This is a genomic window from Micromonospora sp. LOL_021 (genome assembly GCF_048060215.1).
In the GTDB taxonomy this organism is placed as follows: Bacteria; Actinomycetota; Actinomycetes; order Mycobacteriales; family Micromonosporaceae; genus Micromonospora_E.
The window spans coordinates 37734-60242 of record NZ_JBHMIN010000025.1; the positions used below are offsets into that span (position 1 = coordinate 37734).

A 22509-nucleotide genomic window follows, 5' to 3' on the forward strand; every position below is an offset into this window, starting at 1 on the left:
TGGATTCTCCGTTCTCACAGGAACCGGGTAGTGGGGTGCTCCCGGGTCCAGAAGCCTGGGCGCACCGTTCGCAGCGCCTCGCAGACTCGGCTGATCTCTTCCTCTGTGTTGTAGATCCCGAAGGAGATCCGCACGGTGCCGACCAGTCCGAGGCTGTCGAGGAAGGTACTGGCGCAGTGCACGCCACATCGCACAGCGATGTTGTGCTGATCGAGATGGCCCCCGACGTCGTACGGATGCAGCCCGTCGAGGGTGATCGAGACGATGCCACTGGGATCGTACGCCGGGTCACCTACGACCCTGACCCGGTCCAACTCGGTCAGCCTGGCCACAGCGGTGCGGACCAGCGACTCATCATGGCGACGGATCCGCTCCCAACCGATCTCCTCAAGGTAGGTCAGGGCTGCGGCCAGTCCCACCACCCCGGCCACGTCCGGAGTACCGGCCTCCAGCCGGGCCGGAGGGGCAATGTAGCTCACCGGCTCGGCGAAGCTCACGGCCTTGACCGTGCCGCCGCCCACCTGATAAGGCGGCAGTTCGGCAAGTACCTCGGAGCGCCCGTGCAGCACGCCGATACCCATCGGTCCGTAGACCTTGTGGGCGGAGAAGCAGTAGAAGTCGGCGCCGATGGCGGCGACATCGATTGCCCGGTGGGCCACCGCTTGGGCACCGTCGACCACCGTCAAGGCGCCGCATCGACGCGCCTCGGCGACCATCTCGGTAATCGGATTGACGGTGCCGAGCACATTGGAGACGTGAGCCATCGCGGCGATGCGGGCGCCGGAGCCGAGAGCGGCCGAAAAGTCAGCCATGTCCACCCGGCCGTCAGCGGCGACCGAGGCCACGACCAGTTGTGCACCGGCGTCGTCGCACAACCGGCGCCACGGCAGCAGGTTGCTGTTGTGTTCCATGCCGGTGACGACCACCCGGTCTCCCCGGCCGACGAGCCGTCGCCCGGCCACCTCGGCGACGAGATTCACGGCGTCGGTAGTGCCCCTGGTGAAGACGACCTCCTCCGGCCGGGCCGCGCCGATCGCCCGCTGGACAACGGCGCGGGCCTGTTCGAGCCGTTCGGTGGCGGCGAGACCGAGCCGGTGGTAGCCCCTGCCGACGTTGCTGTTGACCGTGCCGTAGTAGGACATGATCGCGTCCAGCACTGGCTGTGGTTTCTGGGTTGTCGCAGCGTTGTCCAGATACGCCAGTGCCGGCGACTCGGAGTTGTTCCGGAGTAGCGGAAATTCATTCCGGATCGTCGCAGGCATGAAGCTTCTGGTCAGTACGCTTTTGGACGTCTCAGTCATACCGTCTCCTGCTTCCCGAACATGCCATGAAACCGGTCGATGAATCCCTGGTCGAACATAAAGACTTTTTGCTCGGCGTACGGCCGTCGGGCCGGCGGGACGTAATCGGGTGAATCGCGCGCAGGAATCTGACCGTTACCGTCACGCAGATGGGCTCCGAAATAGAACCAACACACCTGTCCGAGGTGTTCGGTGAAAAGAAGGGGTTCCAGGCACGGCGAGTACATGTGGATATGGCAGTAGACGGCCTTCAGTTCCCCCTCCGGGCCGAAGTCGTTGCCGAACATCACGTGACCGAATGCGTCGTGCACCGCTCGAAACAGGTCGTTGTGGCTGAACTCGACCCCGGCGACGCGCACTCCGGACCCGTCACGCATCGGATGGTGCCGCGGCTCAAGACTTCCGGCTGGTCCGTGCCCGTCCCTGGTCAGGTAGACGTAGAGGACGCCGGTACGGCGAACCCGGTCGATCAGATCCGCCGAGTTGCCGTACGGCTGCCCGGCGGCCCGCCAGGGCAGGACTGTCAGACCAGCGTCACGTAGCGCGTGGAACTGCGCCAGCGTCTCGTCCTTCAACCGGTCGTATCGCGAGAGCAGATCCGCGTCACAAACTTGCACTGGGGCGCGGTCGACGTAATCCGCGACCTCAAGACAAAAATCGCCGTCGAGTAGGCAGTACACCGATGATAGTTCAGCCAACCGGGTCTTCCCGACCACATCTGATCTACTGTCGACGTACGCTTGGGCGATGCCGAGCAGGTCCAGGCTGGCCGACACGTCATATCACCACCCACCGTAGCCGGGCTGAGGTCGACTCCGCCGCCGGATCATCGCGCGGTGGCGTCGAGTCCTCATCGGTTGCCACATCCGCAAGTTATGGCAAACCCGCCGACGGGTGCCAGCTATCCGTTAGCCAAACGACAGAGATCGCGGAACCTGCCGTCATCCCGACGTGACTGTTTCGGTGGATCCGGCAGCCAGCAGCCAAGTTTGTATCAACCCGCAGTAATCCGGCAAATCAAGTAGTGGACTCTGCAGACCCAGGGGCCTTGCGTAGTTGTCTGAGAGTGTCTCTGGCCTGCATGAGCGCGGTGTCGTCGACCTAGCGTGACAAAGGACAGGTGCGAGGTGTAGGTGATCATGCAGTTGCTGAGACAACAAGACACCGACAATAACCACACCCGCGCATGTCATCCTCGCTGATCGACGTGATCCGTCAGCACGCCCCTGCCCCGTCCGGCTCAGGTTCACCAGCCGGGTGCCGGTCCTGACCAGGGCATGGCGGTTGCTGGTCCGCGCTGACAGTGGTCCTGGCCGACTGGTTGTGCTCCATCTGCTGTCGGCCCACGACACCTCGACCGGTGTTGGTCCTGGTGCAGGTCCAGGTCGCGGCGAGGTCGAACGAGGTCCCGGCGTTCGCCCCGCTGCTGGAGCAGGAAAAGGCTAGGCTCGGGAGCCCGGCGGGTGCGGTGATCGTCGCGGACGCGCTGCACGCCCAAGTCGCGTACGCCGCTGCCGGCGGACACCTGTACGTGTCGGTCAAGGCCAACCAGCCGACCCTGTACGGCCAGCTCAAACGCCTTCCGTGGGCCCACTACGCAATGCCCGGGCTGTGGATCTCACCGGCCCCGACCAGTGACCTGGAGAAAGACCTCGTCCAGGGTCGGGCGGCGGACAGCCACGTCCTCGACCACCAGCCCTGCCGCGTCCAACTCCCGCACGACCACGGGAAGCGTGCATTCGGCGACCATGTCCACCCTGATCGTGCGGGAAGGGGCATCGGCTACCGGGTCGGCGCCGGTCAGCGCACGCAGCACCACTGCCGCCCGATCGACCTCGTCGGGTCCGGCCAGCACCACCTCCAGCCGTGCACCGATTGTCGCCTTGAGCTCGTCCGGCGTCCCCGAGATCACCACCTGCCCCCCGTCGATGACGACAACGTCATCGGCGAGTTGGTCGGCCTCCTCCAGGTACTGCGTGGTAAGCAGCACGGTCGTGCCGCCGAGGGCGAGGTTGGCCACCTGGCTCCAGATCTGCTGCCGGCTGTGTGGATCGAGGCCGACCGTGGGCTCGTCGAGAAACAGCACCGTCGGCGCGACGATCAGACTGACCAGGAGGTCGAGCCGTCGGCGCATCCCACCGGAGTAGGTGCTCACCAGCCGATCGGAGGCGGCATCGAGACCGAAGCGTTCCAGCAGCTCCGCACCGCGGCGGCGGGCGGCCCGGTCGCTGAGGTGGTGCAGCCGACCGAACAGCCAGAGATTCTCCCGGGCGGTCAAGCCCTCGTCGACCGACGCGTGCTGACCGGCCAGGCCGATATGCCGACGGACCTGCTCGGGTTGGCCGACGACGTCGAACCCGGCCACCCGCGCGGACCCCGCGTCCGGTCGGGTCAGCGTCGACAGGATCCGCACCATCGTGGTCTTGCCCGCCCCGTTGGGCCCCAGGAGAGCGCAGACAGTACCCTCTGGCACCCGCAGATCCAGTCCGCGCAACGCGACACTTCGTCGGTAAGTCTTACGTAGACCGTACGCTGCTATCCCCGCAGCGTCGCGAGCTGTCGGATCCACGTTTACCTCTCGGTCCTGCCGCGACACGCCGCGGCCGGGGTCGCACCGCGACGACACACGCCGCGGTGGCCCCGGTCGGACTGGCGGATCGCAGGATCTGTCGGGCGGATCGCGCTATCGGTCACTGCGGGACTTGCGGCGGCGGGGCGCCCCAGGTCACGACAATCATCGCCAGGGTAATGACCACTGTGAGTGCCACGGCGACGAGGCGTGCCCGGGCCACCGTACGCTCGGGAATCTTGAGATGGTCCAGCGAATACTGTCCGGCACCGGCAAGCAGCAGGGTCAGTCCGCCGGCCATGACCGCCAGTTCCCACTCGAAGCCACCGGGCATGAAGAACCCGACGCTCAGCTTCGTGAAAGCCGACGTCGCCATTGGCACGACCACCACCACAGCACCCACCGCGGTGAAGAGGCCAAGCAGGATCATCAGCCCGGCGGTGACCTGGGCCAGCGCGAGAAACCAGGAAACGGCCGTAGCTGCCCCACCGAAGCCCTTGGGGCTGAGATATTCGCTCATCGCCGCAGCGTCCCAACCGGTCCACGCACCGGAGACGTTCTGGATTCCATGCAGCAGAAACGTGGTGCCGACGGCAGCCCGCAAGGCGAGCAAACCGGCGCCGATCCACGGATCCTGTGCACTACGGGCCTCCGAGCCCGTACCAGCGGGCTCGGAGGCCCGAGAGATAGTGCTGTCACTGGCCATGTCTCCGCTCGGGCGTCCCGGGCGGACCGCATCAGTACTCATGACCATCAAGCTAGAAGCATGTGTGACCCTCGGGGCGAATTCTGTCGGCCGGAGGAAAGCGCACCGGCCTGTTTTTGCGGTGCCCTCCAACTGCCCGCTCGGAGAACCTGCGCCGGGCGTATCACAAGCCACCCGGACCGACGTCAGCGGCCGCTGCTACCGGACGTGACGGGGACCGGGTCGTCAGTGAAACCGTACTCGGCGGCCAGGTCAGCCACGGTGATGGTCTGTCCGGCGTGCCTGGCGACCTCCGGATCCGACCACAGGGCCGCAACGGCGCGACCGGGGAAGACGATCGAGTCGCTGCCCGGCGGTGCCTCGCCTACCGCTGCCATGATCGCCTCCGTACGGGTGAAGCCGGGTGAGACCGCCAGTGCGGTGACCCCGTGCGGGCGCAGATCCTGGGCCATGGTCGACGCGAGCCGGCTGACACTTGCCATCGCCAGATCGTAGAAGAGGTGGTTTGCCAGGACCGATGGATCGGTGTGGGCAAGTCCGGTGAGAACCATCAACCCTCGGCGCTTGATCAACAAAGGTGCCGCGTGCCAGCAACTCACCAGGTGGCTCCGCACGCCGCTGTCGAACATGTTCTCCCAGTGCGCCAACGGCAACGTCCAGAACGGGCCTCCGCGGAACGGCAAGGCGTTGCCGTTGAAGGCATTCGCCACCATCAGGTCGATTCCGTCGGTCTCCCGATCCACCCGCGCGAAGAGGTCGGCTACCGCCGCGTCATCAGTGTGGTCGAGGGCGACCGGCACTGCCCGGCCACCCCGCTCAACCACCTGGTCCGCAGTGTCCTCAACCGTCCCGGGCAGCTCCGACACTTTGTGGTCCCGGCTCTCCCGGTCCGTGAGATACACGGTAGCACCGGCCTCACCAAGCACCAGTGCGATTCCCCGGCCAACCCCTCGGGCAGCCCCGGTGACAACGGCAACTTTGCTCACTGTCAAGACTCCTCTCGCCACAATCCGGTTTCGACTACGTACATGATGCTCACCCGACCTTACGCAATTCTAGGGACGATCGATCGGCTGTACGGCCCGGCGCGCCGGGCCGTACAGCCGGTTCGACCGCAATCAGTGGGCCTGTTTAGACGATCGATTGCTGACGGCGTGCTCGACCGACGTCGCCGCACCCGGCTCTCCGGCTGGTGCGCCAGGAGTCCGCCGCAGCACCACCGCGCAGACGACGGCCATCGCCGCCGCGAGCAGTGCGGAGACCGCCGCGCTTACCCCGAGCGCCTGCGCGAACGCCGCCCTGGCCAACTCCGTGAGCTGGATGTCCTGCGGAGCTGGCAGCTGTTCGGCCACCGAAGTGGCGCCCCCCAGGGTGCGGCGTACCGTCTCGACCATGTCGGCGGGGAGGCCGGCCAGAGCCGGACCGTCAACGGATCCTCGGTAGACGGCGACCGCGATCGTCCCGAGCACCGCGATACCGAGGGCGCTGCCGAACTCGGTGCCGGCCTCGGACACCGCTGAGGCGCCGCCGGCCCGCTCGGGCGGTGCTCCGGACACGATCAGGTCGGTCGCGATGATGTACGCCGGTGCCACGCCGAAGAAGAACAGGATGCCGGCAGCCACCACGATCGTCAGTCCGGAGTCGGCGCGGACCTGGGTGAGCAACGCGAACCCGAGAGCCGACACCGCCATCCCGAGGGCCATCACGTTTCCGGGTCGCGTCAACCGGGTCAGCATTGGCGCCACCATCGCGCCGAGAACGAAGCCCAGCGCCGACGGTACGGTCCAGAGGCCGGCGGCCAGCGGGGACAGCCCTACGACCAACTGCAGGTACTGCGCGATCAGCAGCAATGATCCGAAGGCCACGAAGAAGGCGCCGGTGTTGACAGCCAACGACACGCCGACGGCCGGAATCCGGAACAGCCGGATGTCGACCAGCGGGTGCGGCATCCGCAGTTGCCGGCGCACGAACCAGACTCCGAGCACGACGCCGGCCACCGCCGCAATCGCGGCGAGCAGGTCTGCGCCGGTCTCGGCGAACCGTTTCATCCCGTATATGACCAGCAACACGGCGACCACCGTCAGTGCGGCGCTGACCAGGTCGAATCGCGTCCGCTCAGCGCTTCTGTACTCAGGCACCAAGGCCGGGCTGAGCAGCAGCACCAGGGCCATGACCGGCACCCCGAGCAGGAAGACCGAGCCCCACCAGAAGTACTGCAGCAGCACCCCACCGACCAACGGTCCGAGGACGCCTCCGAGAGAGAACGCCGCGGTCCAGATACCGATGGCAGTGGTCCGCTGGGCAGGATCGTGAAACATGTTGCGGATCAGCGCCAGAGTGGACGGCATCAGCGTCGCGCCGGCGACGCCGAGCAGGGCACGGCTCGCAATCAGCATCTCCGCACTGGTGGAGGCAGCGGCGAGCAGCGACGCCGCGCCGAACGCGGCCGCACCCACCATCAGCAGTCGGCGGCGGCCTGTCCGGTCGCCCAACGATCCCATTAGGATCAGTGAGCTGGCGATCATGAATCCGTAGATGTCGACGATCCACAGCAGCTGGGTCCCGCTCGGTCGCAGGTCGGCGCTCAACTGCGGCACCGCCAGGTTCAGGACCGTGAGGTCCATCGACACCAGTAGGCACGGCAGGGCGAGTACGGCGAGGCCGGTCCACTCGCGGCGACCGGCCCTCGGCCCGGTCTCGGTGCTGGTCATGCGGATTCCTAGTGGGTGATGGAGGTAGGCCGTCCGGCCGTCTCCTGGTGGGTGGGTGGCTACCGTCAGGTAGATGAGGACGCTGAATCGCCCGGCTCCGTCGGACGTCAGGTGCGACACCGCTGGTGACGCGCGCATCCGCCACAGACGGCGTGACCCTGGCACCCCGTACGACCCGACGGCAGCCGGGTCGCCCACCTCCACAAGGTCTCCCCCGGGCCCCGACCCGACGGCACGCCGAAGTCCGCCGACACCGATAGGTGCCGGCGGACTCGGTTGCGTCACCAGCGGTGACGGTCATGCCGTCGATACGAGTCCTCGCGATCAGTTCGGAAAGGTGGGTACGGGGTCGAAGGTGACCGGCAGCTTCACCAGGCTGCGGAACATCGAGCTGCGCTGGTAGGAGATCTCCTCCTCCGGCATCGCCAGATGCATGTCGGGCAACCGGATCAGCCGGTCCAAGGCAGTCCGCAGCTCGAGCCGGGCAAGGATCGCGCCCAGGCAGTACCGCATACCCGCACCGAACGACATCGTTTTGGTCCCTTCGCGGGTGATGTCGAACCGATCCGGGTCATCGAACTTCTCCGGGTCGCGGTTGGCCGCGCCCATCAGCGCCACGACGAAGTCGCCCTTACGTAGCTGCCTGTCTCCAATTGTGACGTCCTCGTCGACTCGGCGGCTGTTCGACTGCACCGCCGAGTCGAAACGCAGTGACTCCTCGACCGTGTTGTCGACCAGCTCCGGACGGCGCCGCAGCAGGGCCATCTGGTCCGGGTTGCGGATAAGCGCCAGCACGGTGTTGCTGACCTGGTTGGTAACCGTGTCGTGACCGGCGAAGACAACCGAGATCACCGTGCTGATCATTTCGTTCATCGTCACCGGACGTCCGTCCACGCCGTCGCCCTCGGCAGCCTCAAGCATCACGCTGATCAGGTCCGGTCCATGGTCGCCACGTCGAGAATCGATCAACTCACGCAGATAGTCCGTGAAGGCACCCATAGCCGCGTTCCCGGCGACGATCTCCTCGTCCGAGGGGATCAGATCCAGCGTCGGGGCGATGTCCAACGACCACTTGCGAACACCTTCGTACCCGCTGCGGGGAATGCCGATCAACTCGCAGACAAAGGTGAGCGCCAGCGGTGCCGCGAAGTCGCTCACGACCTCCATCTCGCCGCGGTGAGCGAGCGGCGTGAGCAACTCGTCGACCACCTCGTCGATCTTGGGCTGCAAGGCTCGCATCCGACTCGGCGCGAAGGTCGGGCTGATCAACGACCGCAACCGAGCGTGATTCGGGTTGTCCTCGAAGAACATGGTGTCGCGCATAATATCCTTGAGGGCACCCGGACCGATCATCTCCTCCCACCAGTCGCGCACGGACGCACAGCCGAAGCGCTGATCGCTCATCACCAGGCGGACATCCGCGAACCGCGTCACGTACCAGGTCTCCTCGTTGCCGAGGTGAACCGGGTCGTTGCGCAGCAGCCAGTGGTAGTACGGGTAGGGGTCGAGTTGGAAGGCGGGTTCGAGTGGATCGAGGCCGGCGCTGGGGATGGGGCCGGCTGTGAGCTGGATGGTCATCACTGCTCCCGTGTGCATCTCCGACGCCGTCGGTTGATAACCCTATAGTGTTGAGGCTCGCGAGACAGACATGACGTGGCCGTGCCATCACGATACGGCGCCCTGAAGTCCAGTAGATGCCTGCTCAACATAGCCGTCAACCGCCTCTTTCCAGGCGCTGAAAGCCCTTCACTGGCTCCGCCGACGCAGCCGGCAGGCGGCCAACCGGGCAGTGATCATGTCATCGAGAGGAAAGATATATGTAGCGGCTTCGGACGCTTCGCTATCCTCATCGGTGACCGTGCCGATCGATGGAAGGTGCCTGCGGTGTCCGATGCCCCTGCCGCCCGTGGCGATCTGGCCGCCCGCCTCGACAACGTGATCGATCGGGCGCTGGCGTCCCAGCGGGTTGTCGGCACCGCGACGGTCGTCGCGCACCAAGGCGTCGTCGTCTACGAACGGTTCGCCGGTTGGGCGGACCGGGAGGCACGCATCCCGGTAACGGCAGGGCAGCTGTTCCGACTGGCCAGCATGACCAAACCGATCGTCGCCGCAGCCGCCTTGGCGCTGGTCGACCGGGGTGAGCTGGCCCTGTCCACCCCGGTACACACGATCCTGCCGCACTTCCGCCCAAGACTGTCCGACGGAAGCTCCCCGGAGATCACCATCTGGCAGTTGCTCACGCACACCTCGGGCCTCGGCTATGGATTCCTGAGCCCGGACAACGAGCCGTTCCGCGGCGCAGGAGTCTCCGACGGCAGCGACGACAGTCCCGTCAGCCTGCACGACAACGTCCGGCGATTGGCGAGCATCCCGCTGGCCTTCCCGCCCGGCACCGCGTGGGGATACTCGCTCGGCATCGACGTGATCGGCGAGGTGCTGCAGGTAGTCGGCGGACGGTCGCTACCGGAGATGGTCACTCAGCTGGTCACCGAGCCGCTCAAGATGACCGACACCGCGTTCTCCGCCGCCGAGCCGGATCGGCTCACCGCCGCTTACGCGGACGCGGCGACCCCGGGCGCCCCGGCTCGCCGGATGGGCGTCACCGACCAGCTGACGATGCCGTTCGGCGGTCCGATCCGGTACGCGCCGGCCCGGGCCGCCGACCCGTCCGCGTACCCCTCAGGTGGGATGGGCATGGTCGGCACCGCACGCGACTACCTGGCCCTGCTGGAGGCGGTACGCACCGGCGGCGGACCTGTCCTCTCCGCCGAGTCCGCCCGCCTGATGTGCACCGATGCAGTCGCCGGTCATACCGTCCACGTCGGTCCCGGCACCGGATTCGGGGTGGGCTTCTCGGTGGTCCGCGACCAGGCCGAGGCCGAATCGATCCGGCCTACCGGCAGCTATGGCTGGGGTGGCGTCTACGGCACGAACAGCTTCGTCGACCCGGCGGCGGCAATCAGCGTTGTCGCGCTCACCAACACCGCGCTGGAGGGCCTGTTCGGGTCATACGTAAACGAGGTCGAAGCCGCCGTGTACAGCGACTGAACCGCAGCTGCCAGGCGAAGCCTCGCCGGCCTGGCCGCGACGACCTCAGCTGCCGGCGGCGGCGATCGCGGCGGCAAACCCGACCGGGTTGTCGTCCATCATGGAGTGGCCGGCATCCGGCACCTCGTAGACATCGACCCCGTTGCGCCCGAGGACCTCGGTATCGACGGCGGACCGGGAGCCGACCAGCACCGAACGCGGCATCGGCAACGCGTACAACGTCTCACGCAGGCTCGGTGTCCGCTGCGTTCGTAGTGATCGGGAGCAGCGGTGCACCGCCGCCGGGTCGGCGGTACGCAGGGCTGCCGCGAACGTCCCCACGTACTCACCGGAGCTGTCCATCTCGGCGAGCATCCTCAGCAGCTGACGGTGCCCGCTGGCGACGTACTGCTGCTCGGTGAGGTCCGAAAGGTACGGGCTCAGCCGGCCCCGGCCCGGGTCGAGTGCGGGCTCGGCCAGCACCAGTCTTCCCACCAGGTCCGGCCGGGACGCCGCGAGCAGGATCGCGACCGCGCCGCCCATGCTGCTGGCCACCACCGTGCAGTCGGCCAGGCCGAGCTTGTCGAGCAGGGCCGCGACCGTGACGGCATGCGACTCCATCCGATAGTCGAACCCAGCCGGACGATCGCTGAACCCGGCCCCGAGTAGATCGACGACAATCCACCGTCGGTCTCGCAGCGGCGGCTGGGCCGCCGTCTCCGGAAAGTCAGCCGATCCCGCCGAAGCCAGTCCCGGCAGGTATACCCCCGCGGGCTCGGCTCCGGCCAGATCGTGGAAGCGCAGACACGCGCCGATCTCAGTAAGGTGCATCGACCGCATGGCAGCCTGTCAGGGTCGATCCGCTTCGACCACCCATGCGGGCAGCTCCACCCGGCCGCGATCATCGAATGGCACGTCGATGTTCTCCCTGCGGAAGAACGCTCCGGCGTCTTCGTTGACCAGATAGGTGCCTCGTCGCAGTGTGGTGATCCGCCAGCCGGCTCCACCCAGCACCTCGCGCAGGTCGGCCTCGGTGATCCGGAAGACGCCGGGCAGGTCGGTGGGCATCTCGTCGGAGAAGCAGAACAGGTGCAGCCGGGCGCTGGGCCGGGCGCACCGGTACAGCTCGCGCGCGTACTGGCGACGTGGCTCGGCGTCGAGGCAGTCGTACAGTGCGCTGTCCACGATGCTGTCGAACCGACCGGCGTAAGCGGACAGATCGGTGACGTCGGCGACCGCGAAGTCGACCTTGACGCCGTGTGCCGAGGCCCGGCGCTCGGCCCATTCGACGGCTGTGGGGGCGCCATCCACGGCGGTGACCTGGTACCCCCGGGATGCCAGGAAGATGGCGTTGTCGCCCAGCCCGCAGCCTGCGTCGAGCACCGCGCCGCCGATCCTGCCGGCGGACTCCAGCTCGACCAGCAGTGGCTGAGGTTGCCCGACGTCCCACGGTACGGCGCTGAAGGTCATGCCCTCGACCGGCGATTGTCCACGATAGAAGTGCTCAAAGGCCTCGACTGCGTCTGGGGTCGATGTGGTCATGCTCGCTCCTTCACAGCATAGGAAGGCATTCCCAGCGTTTCTACCGCAAGCCCGTCCGGCGGGCCGTCGACCTGAAAGAAAGCCGTCAGACTTTCACCGCATGCCACTGGCCTCTGGCGAAACGCTGCCATCTTTGCGACCCAAGTCGATCACGGACCATATCTTGGTCGGGTCCAAGACACCGCCGCCCGAGGAGTGTCGATGTCCAGCAAACGCGTCAGTCTCGTCGCCACGGCCGTCACCGCCGCCGTCATGTTGTCGGTATCGTCGGCTGCCCCGACCGCAAGCGCGGCACCGGTGGCACCCTCCACCGCACCGTCCGTCGCATCCGCAGCCTGGCTGACCCTGGTCACCGGCGACCGGGTGTCGTGGCGTCCCCAGGCACCGGCCGGTCAGGATGTGGTGATCGATCCTGCTGCCGGCCGCGCCGGTCTGCGGTTCACTCGCTTCGTCCACAACGAAGATGTGTACGTCCTTCCGGCCGACGCCCGCCATCTGGTCACGGCGGGGCGCCTCGACGATCGACTGTTCAACGTCAGCCGGCCCGTCGTCGGCGACGACAGGACTGGCCTGGCGCTGATCGTGACCGCAGCGAACGGTGCCGAGGCGGCGACGCTGGCCGGCGCGGCCGGTGCCACCGGGGTCCGTCGCCTCGACGGTGTCGCCGGTGCCACCGCCAAGGTCGACCGCGACCAATTTGCCCAATTCTGGTCTGAATTGACCACGCAGGCCGGGCGATCGGATAGCAGCGATCGAATCGGGCTCTGGCTCGACGACGCGGCCGGCCGGGGGCAGGCCGTCGAGTCACGCGGCAACACCACAGACCCGGTACGGGCCAGCACCGACACCACCGGTGCGGCAGCGAACGTCGACTTGACGCTGGTCGCCACCGACCACACCGGTGCCGCTGCCGCACAGTGGAGCGCGTTCATCGCCGGCATCGACTCCGACATCGAGGTCACGGTCACCGACCCGTCCGGAACCGCCCTGGTCAACCTCCCCGAGGGGCGGTACTACCTGCATGCACAGATCGACACCGTTGGCCCAGCCGGTGACCGTCAGACCCACATCGTCGAGCCCGAACTGGTGGTCGACGGTGCCCGGACGATCGCGCTGACCGCAGCCGAGGGGCAGCCGGTAGGGGTGACCGTCGATGGTCCCGGCGCCACGCCAGGCGAGGTGGCGATCATCTTCGAGCGAATCACCCCGGATGGGCGGTACTTCGGTAGCAGCGCCCACGGAGCCGACTTCTCCAACCTGTTCGTCCGACCGTCGGAGAGCAGCGCCACCGGTGGTGACTTCGTCTTCTACGTCGCCGGCCGGCTGGCCAAGCCCGATGGTCAAGGAGGCTTCGCCGGCAGTCCCTACCTTTACCACGTACAGTGGGTGGAACCCGGGCAGGTGCCCGTCGACCTGATCCGACACATGCCCGACAGCGAGCTGGCCACTGTGCAAGCGCGGCTGGCGGCCACCGACAGTGGCCAGGTCGGCCGCAAGGACCACCTGGTGACCGGAGCACTGCCCTTTACCATCGACGAGTTCTACGTTCCGGACACCCCATGGTTGTCCTCGGTGGAGGTCTTCGACGGTGAGCCGGTCGGTGAACCCCGGACGATCACCTACAGCGGCCCTCGGTTTTTTGCCGCCGGATCCAGCGGAATCGAGCGCTGGAACAGCGCGGTCTTCGGCCCGTCCTTCCCGCCGCAGTGGCCGTGGTCGTGGACCCGGGCGGTGCGCACCGGCAACGAGATCGATGTAGAAGTGTCGCTCTTCACCGACCAAGGTCTCGGCCGCGAGTCCCGGTCCGTGGTCGACAGCTCATCCACGAAGCTGTACCGCAACGGTCAGTTGATCGGACAGAGCCCGCTGGTGGCGACCGGTACGTTCCAGGTCCCGGCGAAGGAAGCCACCTATCGCCTGGAAGCCATGGCCAGCCGTCCCGATTCGAAGCTCGCCACCTCGGTAAAGACGGCCTGGACGTTCCGGTCCGGACAGATTGACGGAACGCTCCGACTGCCGCTGGCGGCCATCCGGTTCACTCCGGAACTGGACGACCGTAACCGGGCACCACGGCATACGTTCTTCCCCGTTCCGTTGACCGTGCAGTGGCAGGACGCGTCGGCGCACGGCTCGGTCCGCCGGCTGACCGTCCAGGCTTCCTACAACGACGGCCGACACTGGATCCCCGTGCCGGTGACCGGCTCCGGCGACAACCGGGTCGCCTACGTGCCGCACCTGCCGACGGTCCAGCACGTCTCGCTGCGGGCATGGGCCGTCGACTCGGCCGGCAACTCGGTCGAGCAGACAGTTGTGCGGGCGTACCATGTGCGGCACTGAACGGTGCCGACACCGCCGTCCGGGCTACCAGCCCACGGCCTACCAACCGCCGGACCGCTCAGTGCAGGGTCCCGACCACCGCCACCAAGGCGGCACCGGACTTGGTCTGGGCAATCTCCACGGAGACGTCGAATCCGCTGTCCTCGACGAGCGGACCGACGGTGTCGGCGATCTGGTCAACTTTCGCCGGGCTGGGCGGCTCCCAGGCAAGGTGAATCCGGCCGTCGCTGGTCAGCAGCTTCTTGAGCAGCTCAAGTTCCTTGGTGGCGGAGCGGACCCAGAAGTGGTTCACGTTGACCGCGAGAATCCGGTCGAAGGTCCGGCCGCGGTAGTCCGCCTTCTCAAACGACGCGACGGTCAGCTCGAGCTGTCCCGCGTCCACCGCCGCCTGGTTTCGCTGCTGTGCGCCTTCGATCGCTGTGGCCGAACGGTCCACGCCGAGCACCGATCCGGTATCGAGTTGCTCGCAGATGAGCGCGAGCGCGACACCACGACCACATCCGATCTCCAGAACGTCGTCACCTGGCGAGAGCTGGAGCCGGTCGACCGCCCAGGACAACCGTTCGGGAACTACTGACTTAGGCATACCGCATAGTATCCAGATGATTGCGCAACGCTGTGAACCGGCATGAGTGACCCTCTGGACAACCCCATCGCCGTGCCGATGCCCAACCAGGCATCGGCACGGCGATCATCGGCAGGGCTGGCCTGGACGGGGATCAGGTTGGCGATCGCGTAGACGGTCACCAAGCGCCCGGGAGGAAGGCCACCGTACGGTCGTCGACGAGCACCGGCGCGCCGAACGAGTACTCCAGGCCGCCGGTGCCGGTGGCGTTCTCGACACCGATAGTGGCACCGGCGCCGCGCTCACCCGGGCTGGCCGGGTCAATCCCGGTGTAGTTGACCTGGATGACGCCCAGCTCACCGAGCACCACCTGGAACGTCATCCGCTCGTCGGGGTCGGCGGCGCGGCGTACGTCCCGCCACTCGACGATGAACTCGCGGAACGGCGCGGAGCCCCGCATCGCCGTCACGACACTGGCCTGCCCGTCGACGATCAGGTCGTCCCAGAACGCGGCGACCATCGCATCGGGTCCACCGACAGTGGGGATGCCGGTCGGCGTCGGATACGAACCGCCGGGATCGGTGAAGGTCAGGATTCCGTTGGTGTCCACCCAGACCGAGTCGTAGGCCTGCCCGTAGAAGGTGACCGGGAACGGCAGGGCGGTCTCGGTTACCTCGTCGTTTCCGGCAAGTGCGAGCGCCGTGCCGGACACCGGTGTGAACGGCTGGGTCAACTCCTGACAGAAACTGCCGTCCGGGCTGGCCGCCGGGGACAGGAACAACACGACGTCGGTGGCGTCCGGGACGGTGATCTCCGTGCTGGCGGCGGCTCCACAGTCCCCGCCGCCGGAGCTAGCGGTCACGGTGTACTGCCCGGGGTCGACGTTCGCGAAGCTGAAGCCGCCGTCGGCGCCGGTGGGAACCTGTCGGCCACCCGGCTCCAGGGTGACCGTTACGCCGGCACCGACCGGCATGAAGTCTGTCCCGTACACGGTGCCGGTGACCGTCACGGGTGCGGGCAGCACCTGCAGCGTCACGCTCGTTAGCGGGCTGGTGAGGCCTTCGGCGGTCCGGCTGCCAACGAACACCGGCACCTCACCGAGTGCCGTCGGAGTGACGGACACGGTGACCGAGCCTCCGGGCACGTCCGGCACGGCGTTCTGGTTCAGGATGGCCGAGCCGACGCTGTAGCGGAACTGGGTCACGTTGGTGTCACCGCCGGCGTCGAAGGTCACCGGGACGGAGGTGCCCAAATCGACACTGGCTCCGTCGGGCAGACTGACCTGGGGCGCGATCGGGCGGGCCTGCTCGCCGATCTCCGATGTAGAGAGCGCTCGCTGGTAGACACGGACGTCGTCGACCTGGCCGAAGAACTGGTCGGTGGCCGCGCCGGCCCGGAGCGCCTGCCCGACGGTGACCGACCCGGTGACGGCGACGCTGCTGGCGAGGGTGGCGGTCGCGTTTTGCCGAACGCCGTTGACGTGCAGCTGCATCGCGCCGGAGGGCTTGTGGTAGGTCGCCGCGAGGTGCGTCCACCGGCCGGGGACAGCGGCGGTGTCGGAGTCCACGCTGATCAGCGTGGTGGCGGCGGAGTCGCCGTCGGCCATCGTGAAGCGCCACCGGTCGGCGGTCGCGTCGTAGCCGATGGCTGCGACCGAGGTGGTGCTGCCGTCGACCGTGACGACGCTCTGTGCGGTGTCAGTCGAGTCGAGCTTGGCCCATGCCGACAGGGTGAAGGTGAGGTCGGTACGCAGGGTGAGCGCGGCAGCGGTCGTCGGGTGCGGCCAGCTGACCGGTCCGGTGGTGGCCGCGTGGTCGCCGGCTGCGGTCAGCGACAGGGCGGGACTGTTCCGGCCCGGCGTGGTGGTGGCACCGACGATGGTGAGGGCATTGCCGTTGCCGGTGCCGTCGTCGCCGACACCGCCACCGTCGTCGAAGCCCCAGTGCGCCACCGGCGCGTTGCCTGCGGCCACGAAGAACTGGTACTCCACCGGAGTGGAGGCGAGCCCTGCCTGGTCTTTCGACCAGACCCGCAGGGTGTTGATGCCGTCGTCGGTCGGCTGGAGCTCGAGCGTGGCAGAGCCGTCGGCGGCGGCCGGCACCACCGGCGCGGAGCCGGGGCCGATGCCGCTGTCGAGGGTGTAGGCGTAGCCGACGATGCCGGTGGCGTCGGCCGGCGGGCTGATCGTGAAGATTCCCGGGATACCGACCCCGCCGACCGGCGGCTGGTTGGGTGTCATCGGCGGATAGTCGGCCGAGGTGACCGCCGACGGCGGCTGTGGTGCGACGACGTCCACGGTGAACCGGCACGGCCTCGACCAGCCCCCGGTCGACGTGCCGTCGGTGGTGCGGGCGCGGAGCAGGTAGGACGCACCGTGCTCCAGCGCCGCTGCCGTCGGCACCGTAGCGGAGGCGAAGGACGGGTTGCCCGTGCTCTGCTGCACCTGCTGCATGGTGTGCGGGGGCTGACCGACCCGCCGCCAGGAGAACGTGGTGGTGAGCGACTGCTGACCGGCGTCCGCGTCGCTGGCGCGGGCGGCGAACGTCGGTGTCGTCGTGAGCGTCCAGACTCTGCCGGCGCCCGGCTCGCAGGCGCGGCCGTGCACGGTGAGCTGTGTCGGGCGGTCTGGCGCCTGGTTGGCGGCGGCCGCCGCTGGTGCGGCCGGCACCAGGGTGACCACCAGCAGGGTCGCCGCGCCAAAGGCGAGGCGAGGCGGCCATCCCGACAGTCCCTTGGATACCCGGTCTGCGTCGAACGTCAACTGGTGCCTGCCGTACGGCACGTCCACCCCCCGCGATGTGTAAATGTGAATGCCGGAGCAGATTAGCCGCCGGACACCAGCGCCCGTCAATCCCCACCTCCGCACATTTTCACGTCGAGGGAGCCTGTCGACACGCTGCGTGGTCAATCTCAAGGGCGGCGAGCATGTGTCGGCATCAGCGTGCGCATCACCTGTCGACGACGTCCGGTCGGGGTTCCGGTCGGGGTAGTTAGTTCGATACCATCGAACAAGAATTGGCGCGGCCCGGCGGGCGGTCCGCGCGGGGGTCACGGGAGGTCCGGTGCGCAGGTCTGATCGCGTCGTCGCCGACGGCGACGCACGCCAGGATCTGGTCGGCGCCCGGATGCGCCAGTTCCGCAAGGAGCAGGGGCTGACCCTGCGCGGTCTGGCCAGCCGCGCAAACCTGTCGATCGGGTTCCTGTCCCAGGTCGAGCGGGGTGTCTCGTCGATCGGGCTGACCGCGCTCAACAGCGTCGCCGCCGCGCTGGACCGGCCGGTCGCCGAGTTCTTCAGCGCGGAGCCGGCCGAGACCGCCGAGGACCCGCAGGGCAGCCTGCCGGTGCACTTCACCCTCACCCGGGCCGACAACGGTGCCACCGAGTACGTCTCCGGTCAGCAGACCTACCGGATGCTCTCCGACCGTGGCCCCAACCTGGTGCTGGAGCCGATGCTGGTGCACATCGCGCCGGGTGGCCGCCGCGAGGAGGCGTACGGGCACTTCGGCGAGGAGTTCGCGTACGTGGTCAGCGGCGAGTTGCTGTACGAGGTCGACGGGGTGGAGCACCGGCTCTACCCGGGCGACAGCCTGCATCTGCGGTCCAGCACCCCGCACCGGCTGTACAACGACACCGACCAGGTGACCACCGTGGTGTCGGTGGTCACCCCGCGGCTGTTCTGACCGCCACACTGCCCACTGGTGGGCAACATGTTCACTGACACGTAATAATTTCGGGCCGGCTGACCGGGTCCGGACCGTCACCGGCCCGCGATCCGGTCCAGGACCCGGTCCACCTGCGCCATCGTCGCCTGCCAGATCGGCGCGGCCGGGTCGATCACCGAGAAATGGTCACCCGGCTGCTCCAGCCAGCCCGGGTCCTCCCCCGCGGCCCGCGCCGCCGCCACGTACCGGCGGTTGAAGTCGATCAGGTCCAGGTCGTCACCGGCACCCTGGACGATCAGCTGCGGCACGCCGATCGGCAGCCGGGCCATCGGATCCGAGGCGGCGTACACCTGCGGCACCGTGTCCCGGCTACCGCCGAGCGCGGCGGCGACCGCGCCGGTGCCGACCTGCCGCCGGTCCCCTTCGGCCAGGTCCAGCACCCCGGCCAGGGAGACCGCCAACGCCACCGGCACCGGACCGCCGTCGGCGGCCAGCCGCACCGCCAACTGCCCGCCGGCGGAGTGGCCGAACACCGCGACCCGGTCCAGGTCGAGCAGACCGTCCGGCACCGCGCCACCGGTCAGCTCCGGCAGGTTGGCCAGCACCGCCAGACCGGTCGCCACGTCGGCGGTGGTGGCCGGCCAGCCGTGCCGGTCCGGCCGGCGGTACTCCAGGTTCCACGCTGCGTAGCCCCGGTCGGCCAGGTCGACGGCGAGCGCGTCCATCAGGTCCGCCGCCCAGATCGACCGCCAGAAGCCGCCGTGCAGCAGCACCGCCACCGGCAACGGCCCGGCGGACACATCGGGCGCATCGGCCGGTAGCCGCAGCTCGCCCCACTGCTCCGGGTCCGGGCCGTACGCGATCCGCCGCGCCGGACGGCGCAGCCGGTGCACGGCGTGCCGGATCGCCCAGGCCAGCCCCCACACTCCCCGGCCGGACAGGTGGACCGAGCCAGGACCGGTCGGCTGCGGGTCGGTCACCTGCGGGTCGTAGTGGACAGTACGTCCCGCCCAGCGGCCGTCGGCGGTCAGCAGTGCCCGTACCGCCGGGTCCGGGCCGGGCAGCAGCACCACCGCGCGCCCGCCGACGCTGCCGACCCCGTCGAGCAGGCCGCGGACCTCGTCGGCGTCGGCGGCGACCACGAAGTCGCCGACCACGCCGAGGCCGGCGGCTTCGGCGGCGACCAGGTTACGCAGCAGTTCCGCGTCGACGGTCAGCCCCGGGCCGGCGACGACGAGTACACCGTCGACCGTCATCGGGAAGCCTCCCTACGTAGCAGCGGCAGCACCGCAGTGCCGAGCAGCTCGACGCCACGATCGTCGGTCAGCCCGTGCGGGGTGCCGAACTCGACCCGGCGTACCCCCGCGTCGATCAGCGCCTGCGCCTGGGCGGCGACCTGCTCCGGGGTGCCGGAGAAGGCGAACCGGTCCAGCAGGTCGTCGGGCACCAGTCGGCCGGCGTTGACGTCGCGGCCGGCCGCCACCAGCGACTTGACCTGCGTCAGCAGCTCGTCCGGCACGGTCACCGTCGGGTCCAGGTCGGCGACCACCGCCAGGTACATCGCCACCTCGGTGCGGGCCTTCGCCCGGGCCGCCTCGCCGTCGGTGTCCACCACGGTCACCGCGCCGAACACGATGCCGACGTCGTCGACGGACCGGCCGGCGGCGTCGGCGCCGGGACGCAGCCGGTCGCGGATCACCGGCACCATGTCCGGGTTGGCGCTGCCACCGACCTTGATCTCGTCGGCGATCCGGCCGGCGAGCGCGGCACCCCGTGGCCCCCACGCGCCGAGCAGCAGCGGCGGGTCCGGGCGGTGCACCGCGTACCGCAGGGCGGTGTCCGGGGCCAGCCGGAACACCTTGCCGTCGAACCCGGACCGGTCGCCGCGCAGCAACCGGTGGATCACCTCGGCGGCCTCGGCGAGCACGGTCAGCGGACGCGGCTGCTCGATGCCGACCGCGCCGAGCCAGGTGCCGCGGGCCAGCCCCAGGTAGGCCCGCCCGTGCGAGGCCAGGTCGAGGGCGGCGAGCTGGCCGGCGATCTCGTACGGCGCCATCGAGTACGGGTTGAGGCAGGCGGTGCCGAGCCGGACCCGCTCGGTGGCGGCGGCCATCTCCAGCAGCGGGAAGATCGGCGGCTGGTACATCAGGTCACCGAAGACGCTCAGCACGTCGAAGCCGTGCGCCTCGGCGGCACGGGCCAGCCGGGCGTAGTCGCCGGCGCGTTTGTCGCTCTGCAGGCCGAGTCCAATTTCCACAGCCACGCGAACCTCCGTTGATTCAGGTCAGGTCGGCCGAGTTCATCCGCCGCTTGCAGGTCCGCTCGACTCGCATGACCAGGCCCTCCTCCGGGTCCGGGCAGGCGAACAGGGTGTCGCGTTCCAGCCAGTCCCCCGGCGGCATGCCGCGCTGCTTGGCGGCCAGGAACGGCAGCACCGAGGCGAGCGCGTACACGCAGAAGTGTTTTCCTTCCGGGATCTTCAGGTGCGCGCTGTCGGTCAGGTCGAAGTGGTCGCCGACGGCCATCCCGCAGACCGACCGGCCGTCGATCCGGTCCACGCTGACCCGCAGGTCGTAGACCTCCATGTCACCGCCGTCGGTCAGGTCGCCGCCGTCGGTGCCGGCAGTCTGATCGCTCATGATTGCTCCCTCGGGTCGATCCGGACGATGATCTTTCCGGTGGTGCGTCGGTCGGCCAGGTCGGCGAGCGCGGCCGGGGTGCCGGCCAGGTCGACGACCCGGTTCACCGGGGGCCGGACCGTGCCGGCGGCGATCAGGTCGAAGATCCGCTGGTACGCCTGGGCGACCGCGTCCGACCGGGTCCACGGGTACGTCGAGCCCCAGGAGAGCCCGATCAGGGTGGCGTTGGCCGCGATCAGCCGCATCGGGTCCACCGGCGGCGGGTCGCCACCGGCCGCGCCGACCGCGACGAGCCGGCCCTCGAACGCCAGGCAGTCCAGCGACCGGGTGAACACGTCCCCGCCGACCGGGTCGACGATCACGTCCGCGCCGGCGCCGCCGGTGGCGTCGCGTACCGCCTCGACGAAGTCGCCGGCCAGGTAGTCGATGGCGACGTCGGCGCCGTTGTCGCGGCACAGCGCGGTCTTCGCCGGCCCGCCGGCGGTGCAGATCACCCGGGCACCCCGGGCGGCGGCCAGCTGGGTGGCGGCGATGCCGACGCCGCCGGCCCCGGCGTGCACCAGCACCGTCTCACCAGGTTGGACCGCGGCGCGGTCCAGCGCGAACCAGGCGGTCTGGTAGGTGACCGGGACGGCGGCGGCGACGACCGGGTCGATGCCCGCCGGCCGCGGTACGGCGAGCGCCGCGTCGATGGTGACGGTCTCGCCGAGCGCGCCGTGCGGCAACGCCGGGCAGGCCACCACGTCGGTGTCGGCGAGCGCTTCGGTACCGGCACCGGTGGCCACGACCCGGCCGGCCAGTTCCACCCCGGGGGTGAACGGTGGCGCCGGGCGTACCGGGTAGCTGCCCCGGCAGAGCATCACGTCGAGGAAGTTCAGCCCGACCGTGGCGACGGCAATCCGGACCTGGCCGGGGCCGGGTGGTGGGTCGTCGGGCAGGTCGGCGACGGTGAGCACCTGGTCGGGTTCGCCGTACCCGGTGGCGACGAGGCGTCTCATGCCGGGCCGCCGGCCGGTTCGAGCGCCGGTTCGCGGGCCGGTCCCGCCGGGTGGCGGACCAGTTCGGAGTGGTGGTGCACGATCCGCCAGCCGTCGCCGGTGCGGCGCAGCACGTCGGTGACCCGGCTGTGTTCGGCCGGGCCGCCGCCGGCCGGCACCGCGACCAGCACGTAGCGGGCCACCGCGGCGTCGCCCCACACGTCGATCCGCAGGTCCTCGGGAACCAGCCGGTCCAGCACCGGCCGGGCTCCGGCGGCGTCGCGCTGGGACCGGTAGGCGTCCAGCTGGTCGCGGGTGCGCAGCGGGCCGGGCAGATGGGTCTCCCAGGTGGTCACCTCGGCGTGCAGGTGCCGGTCGAAGCGGACCCGGTCGCCGGCGAGGAACGCGTCGTACATGTCGCCGATCGCGGCCGCGATCTCGGCGGTCTCCTGCTCGGACATTCTGCTCCTCAC

General features: G+C 68.9%; 19 protein-coding genes. 3 read left to right on the forward strand and 16 right to left on the reverse strand.

All coding sequences use genetic code 11. The annotated features are described in order from the left end of the window. Positions 1-14 precede the first annotated feature (14 nt). The 7 genes from ACFHWT_RS17530 to ACFHWT_RS17560 all read right to left on the reverse strand — a co-directional run bounded on the left by ACFHWT_RS17530 (position 15) and on the right by ACFHWT_RS17560 (position 8865). Positions 15-1301 (reverse strand): aminotransferase class V-fold PLP-dependent enzyme, encoded by a 1287-nt coding sequence (locus tag ACFHWT_RS17530; RefSeq protein WP_416595722.1) that lies wholly within the window; start codon positions 1299-1301, stop codon positions 15-17. Further along, on the reverse strand, positions 1298-2077 hold the full coding sequence (locus ACFHWT_RS17535; RefSeq protein ID WP_416595723.1) for a hypothetical protein: 780 nt from the start codon (positions 2075-2077) through the stop codon (positions 1298-1300). The genes ACFHWT_RS17530 and ACFHWT_RS17535 overlap by 4 nt, the downstream gene beginning before the upstream one ends. An 842-nt stretch (positions 2078-2919) precedes the next feature. Then, entirely contained in the window at positions 2920-3870 is a 951-nt protein-coding gene (locus ACFHWT_RS17540; RefSeq protein WP_416595724.1) for an ATP-binding cassette domain-containing protein, read from the reverse strand. Positions 3871-3991: 121 nt separating this feature from the next. Beyond that, a complete protein-coding gene (locus ACFHWT_RS17545; RefSeq protein WP_416595726.1) occupies positions 3992-4618 on the reverse strand; it encodes a DoxX family protein in 627 nt (208 codons plus the stop codon). A 143-nt stretch (positions 4619-4761) separates the two neighbouring features. After that, positions 4762-5583: an SDR family oxidoreductase gene (locus tag ACFHWT_RS17550; protein ID WP_416595727.1), complete on the reverse strand. Its 822-nt coding sequence runs from the start codon at positions 5581-5583 to the stop codon at positions 4762-4764. 111 nt (positions 5584-5694) lie between these two features. Next, positions 5695-7287, reverse strand: coding sequence for an MFS transporter (locus ACFHWT_RS17555; RefSeq protein ID WP_416595729.1), 1593 nt, complete (start codon positions 7285-7287; stop codon positions 5695-5697). A 324-nt stretch (positions 7288-7611) separates the two neighbouring features. After that, complete coding sequence (locus ACFHWT_RS17560) at positions 7612-8865, reverse strand: cytochrome P450 (protein WP_416595730.1); 1254 nt, start codon at positions 8863-8865, stop codon at positions 7612-7614. Between the two features lie 306 nt (positions 8866-9171). On the opposite strand from ACFHWT_RS17560, the gene ACFHWT_RS17565 reads away from it, so the two are divergent. Next, the gene (locus tag ACFHWT_RS17565; RefSeq protein WP_416595731.1) at positions 9172-10335 is read left to right on the forward strand and encodes a serine hydrolase domain-containing protein; all 1164 of its coding nucleotides are present in this window, start codon (positions 9172-9174) and stop codon (positions 10333-10335) included. A 45-nt stretch (positions 10336-10380) separates the two neighbouring features. Here the strand turns inward: ACFHWT_RS17565 and ACFHWT_RS17570 are convergent, their stop codons facing one another. Both ACFHWT_RS17570 and ACFHWT_RS17575 read right to left on the reverse strand, forming a co-directional pair. Next, positions 10381-11154 (reverse strand): alpha/beta fold hydrolase, encoded by a 774-nt coding sequence (locus ACFHWT_RS17570; RefSeq protein ID WP_416595733.1) that lies wholly within the window; start codon positions 11152-11154, stop codon positions 10381-10383. A 9-nt stretch (positions 11155-11163) separates the two neighbouring features. After that, entirely contained in the window at positions 11164-11856 is a 693-nt protein-coding gene (locus ACFHWT_RS17575) for a class I SAM-dependent methyltransferase (protein WP_416595734.1), read from the reverse strand. Between the two features lie 201 nt (positions 11857-12057). Between ACFHWT_RS17575 and ACFHWT_RS17580 the strand changes: the two genes are divergently transcribed. Further along, a complete protein-coding gene (locus ACFHWT_RS17580) occupies positions 12058-14193 on the forward strand; it encodes a hypothetical protein (protein WP_416595735.1) in 2136 nt (711 codons plus the stop codon). A 58-nt stretch (positions 14194-14251) separates the two neighbouring features. Here ACFHWT_RS17580 and ACFHWT_RS17585 read toward each other — a convergent pair whose 3' ends face one another. Both ACFHWT_RS17585 and ACFHWT_RS17590 read right to left on the reverse strand, forming a co-directional pair. Then, positions 14252-14779 carry an SAM-dependent methyltransferase gene (locus ACFHWT_RS17585; protein WP_416595736.1) on the reverse strand — a complete coding sequence of 176 codons (528 nt, stop codon included), beginning with the start codon at positions 14777-14779 and terminating at the stop codon, positions 14252-14254. A 157-nt stretch (positions 14780-14936) separates the two neighbouring features. Beyond that, positions 14937-17519 carry a LamG-like jellyroll fold domain-containing protein gene (locus ACFHWT_RS17590; RefSeq protein ID WP_416595737.1) on the reverse strand — a complete coding sequence of 861 codons (2583 nt, stop codon included), beginning with the start codon at positions 17517-17519 and terminating at the stop codon, positions 14937-14939. Between the two features lie 301 nt (positions 17520-17820). On the opposite strand from ACFHWT_RS17590, the gene ACFHWT_RS17595 reads away from it, so the two are divergent. Continuing rightward, positions 17821-18438 carry a helix-turn-helix domain-containing protein gene (locus ACFHWT_RS17595; protein WP_282230248.1) on the forward strand — a complete coding sequence of 206 codons (618 nt, stop codon included), beginning with the start codon at positions 17821-17823 and terminating at the stop codon, positions 18436-18438. A 77-nt stretch (positions 18439-18515) separates the two neighbouring features. Here ACFHWT_RS17595 and ACFHWT_RS17600 read toward each other — a convergent pair whose 3' ends face one another. The 5 genes from ACFHWT_RS17600 to ACFHWT_RS17620 are packed head-to-tail and all read right to left on the reverse strand — an operon-like array spanning position 18516 to position 22497. After that, complete coding sequence (locus tag ACFHWT_RS17600; protein WP_416595738.1) at positions 18516-19676, reverse strand: alpha/beta hydrolase fold domain-containing protein; 1161 nt, start codon at positions 19674-19676, stop codon at positions 18516-18518. After that, on the reverse strand, positions 19673-20683 hold the full coding sequence (locus ACFHWT_RS17605; RefSeq protein ID WP_416595740.1) for an LLM class flavin-dependent oxidoreductase: 1011 nt from the start codon (positions 20681-20683) through the stop codon (positions 19673-19675). The genes ACFHWT_RS17600 and ACFHWT_RS17605 overlap by 4 nt, the downstream gene beginning before the upstream one ends. A gap of 16 nt (positions 20684-20699) precedes the next feature. After that, positions 20700-21059 carry a TIGR04076 family protein gene (locus ACFHWT_RS17610; RefSeq protein WP_416595741.1) on the reverse strand — a complete coding sequence of 120 codons (360 nt, stop codon included), beginning with the start codon at positions 21057-21059 and terminating at the stop codon, positions 20700-20702. Beyond that, entirely contained in the window at positions 21056-22057 is a 1002-nt protein-coding gene (locus ACFHWT_RS17615) for an NADPH:quinone oxidoreductase family protein (protein WP_416595743.1), read from the reverse strand. Before ACFHWT_RS17615 ends, ACFHWT_RS17610 begins: the two co-directional genes overlap by 4 nt. Continuing rightward, positions 22054-22497, reverse strand: a complete 444-nt coding sequence (locus tag ACFHWT_RS17620) for a DUF4440 domain-containing protein (RefSeq protein ID WP_416595745.1) — start codon at positions 22495-22497, stop codon at positions 22054-22056. Before ACFHWT_RS17620 ends, ACFHWT_RS17615 begins: the two co-directional genes overlap by 4 nt. Positions 22498-22509: the final 12 nt, after the last annotated feature.

Excerpts from the sequence above, each read along its gene's own strand:
- ACFHWT_RS17555 (WP_416595729.1), bottom strand. The coding sequence starts at position 7,287 with ATGACCAGCACCGAGACCGGGCCGAGGGCCGGTCGCCGCGAGTGGACC.
- ACFHWT_RS17560 (WP_416595730.1), bottom strand. The coding sequence starts at position 8,865 with ATGACCATCCAGCTCACAGCCGGCCCCATCCCCAGCGCCGGCCTCGAT.
- ACFHWT_RS17530 (WP_416595722.1), bottom strand. The coding sequence starts at position 1,301 with ATGACTGAGACGTCCAAAAGCGTACTGACCAGAAGCTTCATGCCTGCG.
- ACFHWT_RS17580 (WP_416595735.1), top strand. The coding sequence starts at position 12,058 with ATGTCCAGCAAACGCGTCAGTCTCGTCGCCACGGCCGTCACCGCCGCC.
- ACFHWT_RS17610 (WP_416595741.1), bottom strand. The coding sequence starts at position 21,059 with ATGAGCGATCAGACTGCCGGCACCGACGGCGGCGACCTGACCGACGGC.
- ACFHWT_RS17600 (WP_416595738.1), bottom strand. The coding sequence starts at position 19,676 with ATGACGGTCGACGGTGTACTCGTCGTCGCCGGCCCGGGGCTGACCGTC.
- ACFHWT_RS17615 (WP_416595743.1), bottom strand. The coding sequence starts at position 22,057 with ATGAGACGCCTCGTCGCCACCGGGTACGGCGAACCCGACCAGGTGCTC.
- ACFHWT_RS17575 (WP_416595734.1), bottom strand. The coding sequence starts at position 11,856 with ATGACCACATCGACCCCAGACGCAGTCGAGGCCTTTGAGCACTTCTAT.
- ACFHWT_RS17545 (WP_416595726.1), bottom strand. The coding sequence starts at position 4,618 with ATGAGTACTGATGCGGTCCGCCCGGGACGCCCGAGCGGAGACATGGCC.
- ACFHWT_RS17620 (WP_416595745.1), bottom strand. The coding sequence starts at position 22,497 with ATGTCCGAGCAGGAGACCGCCGAGATCGCGGCCGCGATCGGCGACATG.
- ACFHWT_RS17585 (WP_416595736.1), bottom strand. The coding sequence starts at position 14,779 with ATGCCTAAGTCAGTAGTTCCCGAACGGTTGTCCTGGGCGGTCGACCGG.
- ACFHWT_RS17570 (WP_416595733.1), bottom strand. The coding sequence starts at position 11,154 with ATGCGGTCGATGCACCTTACTGAGATCGGCGCGTGTCTGCGCTTCCAC.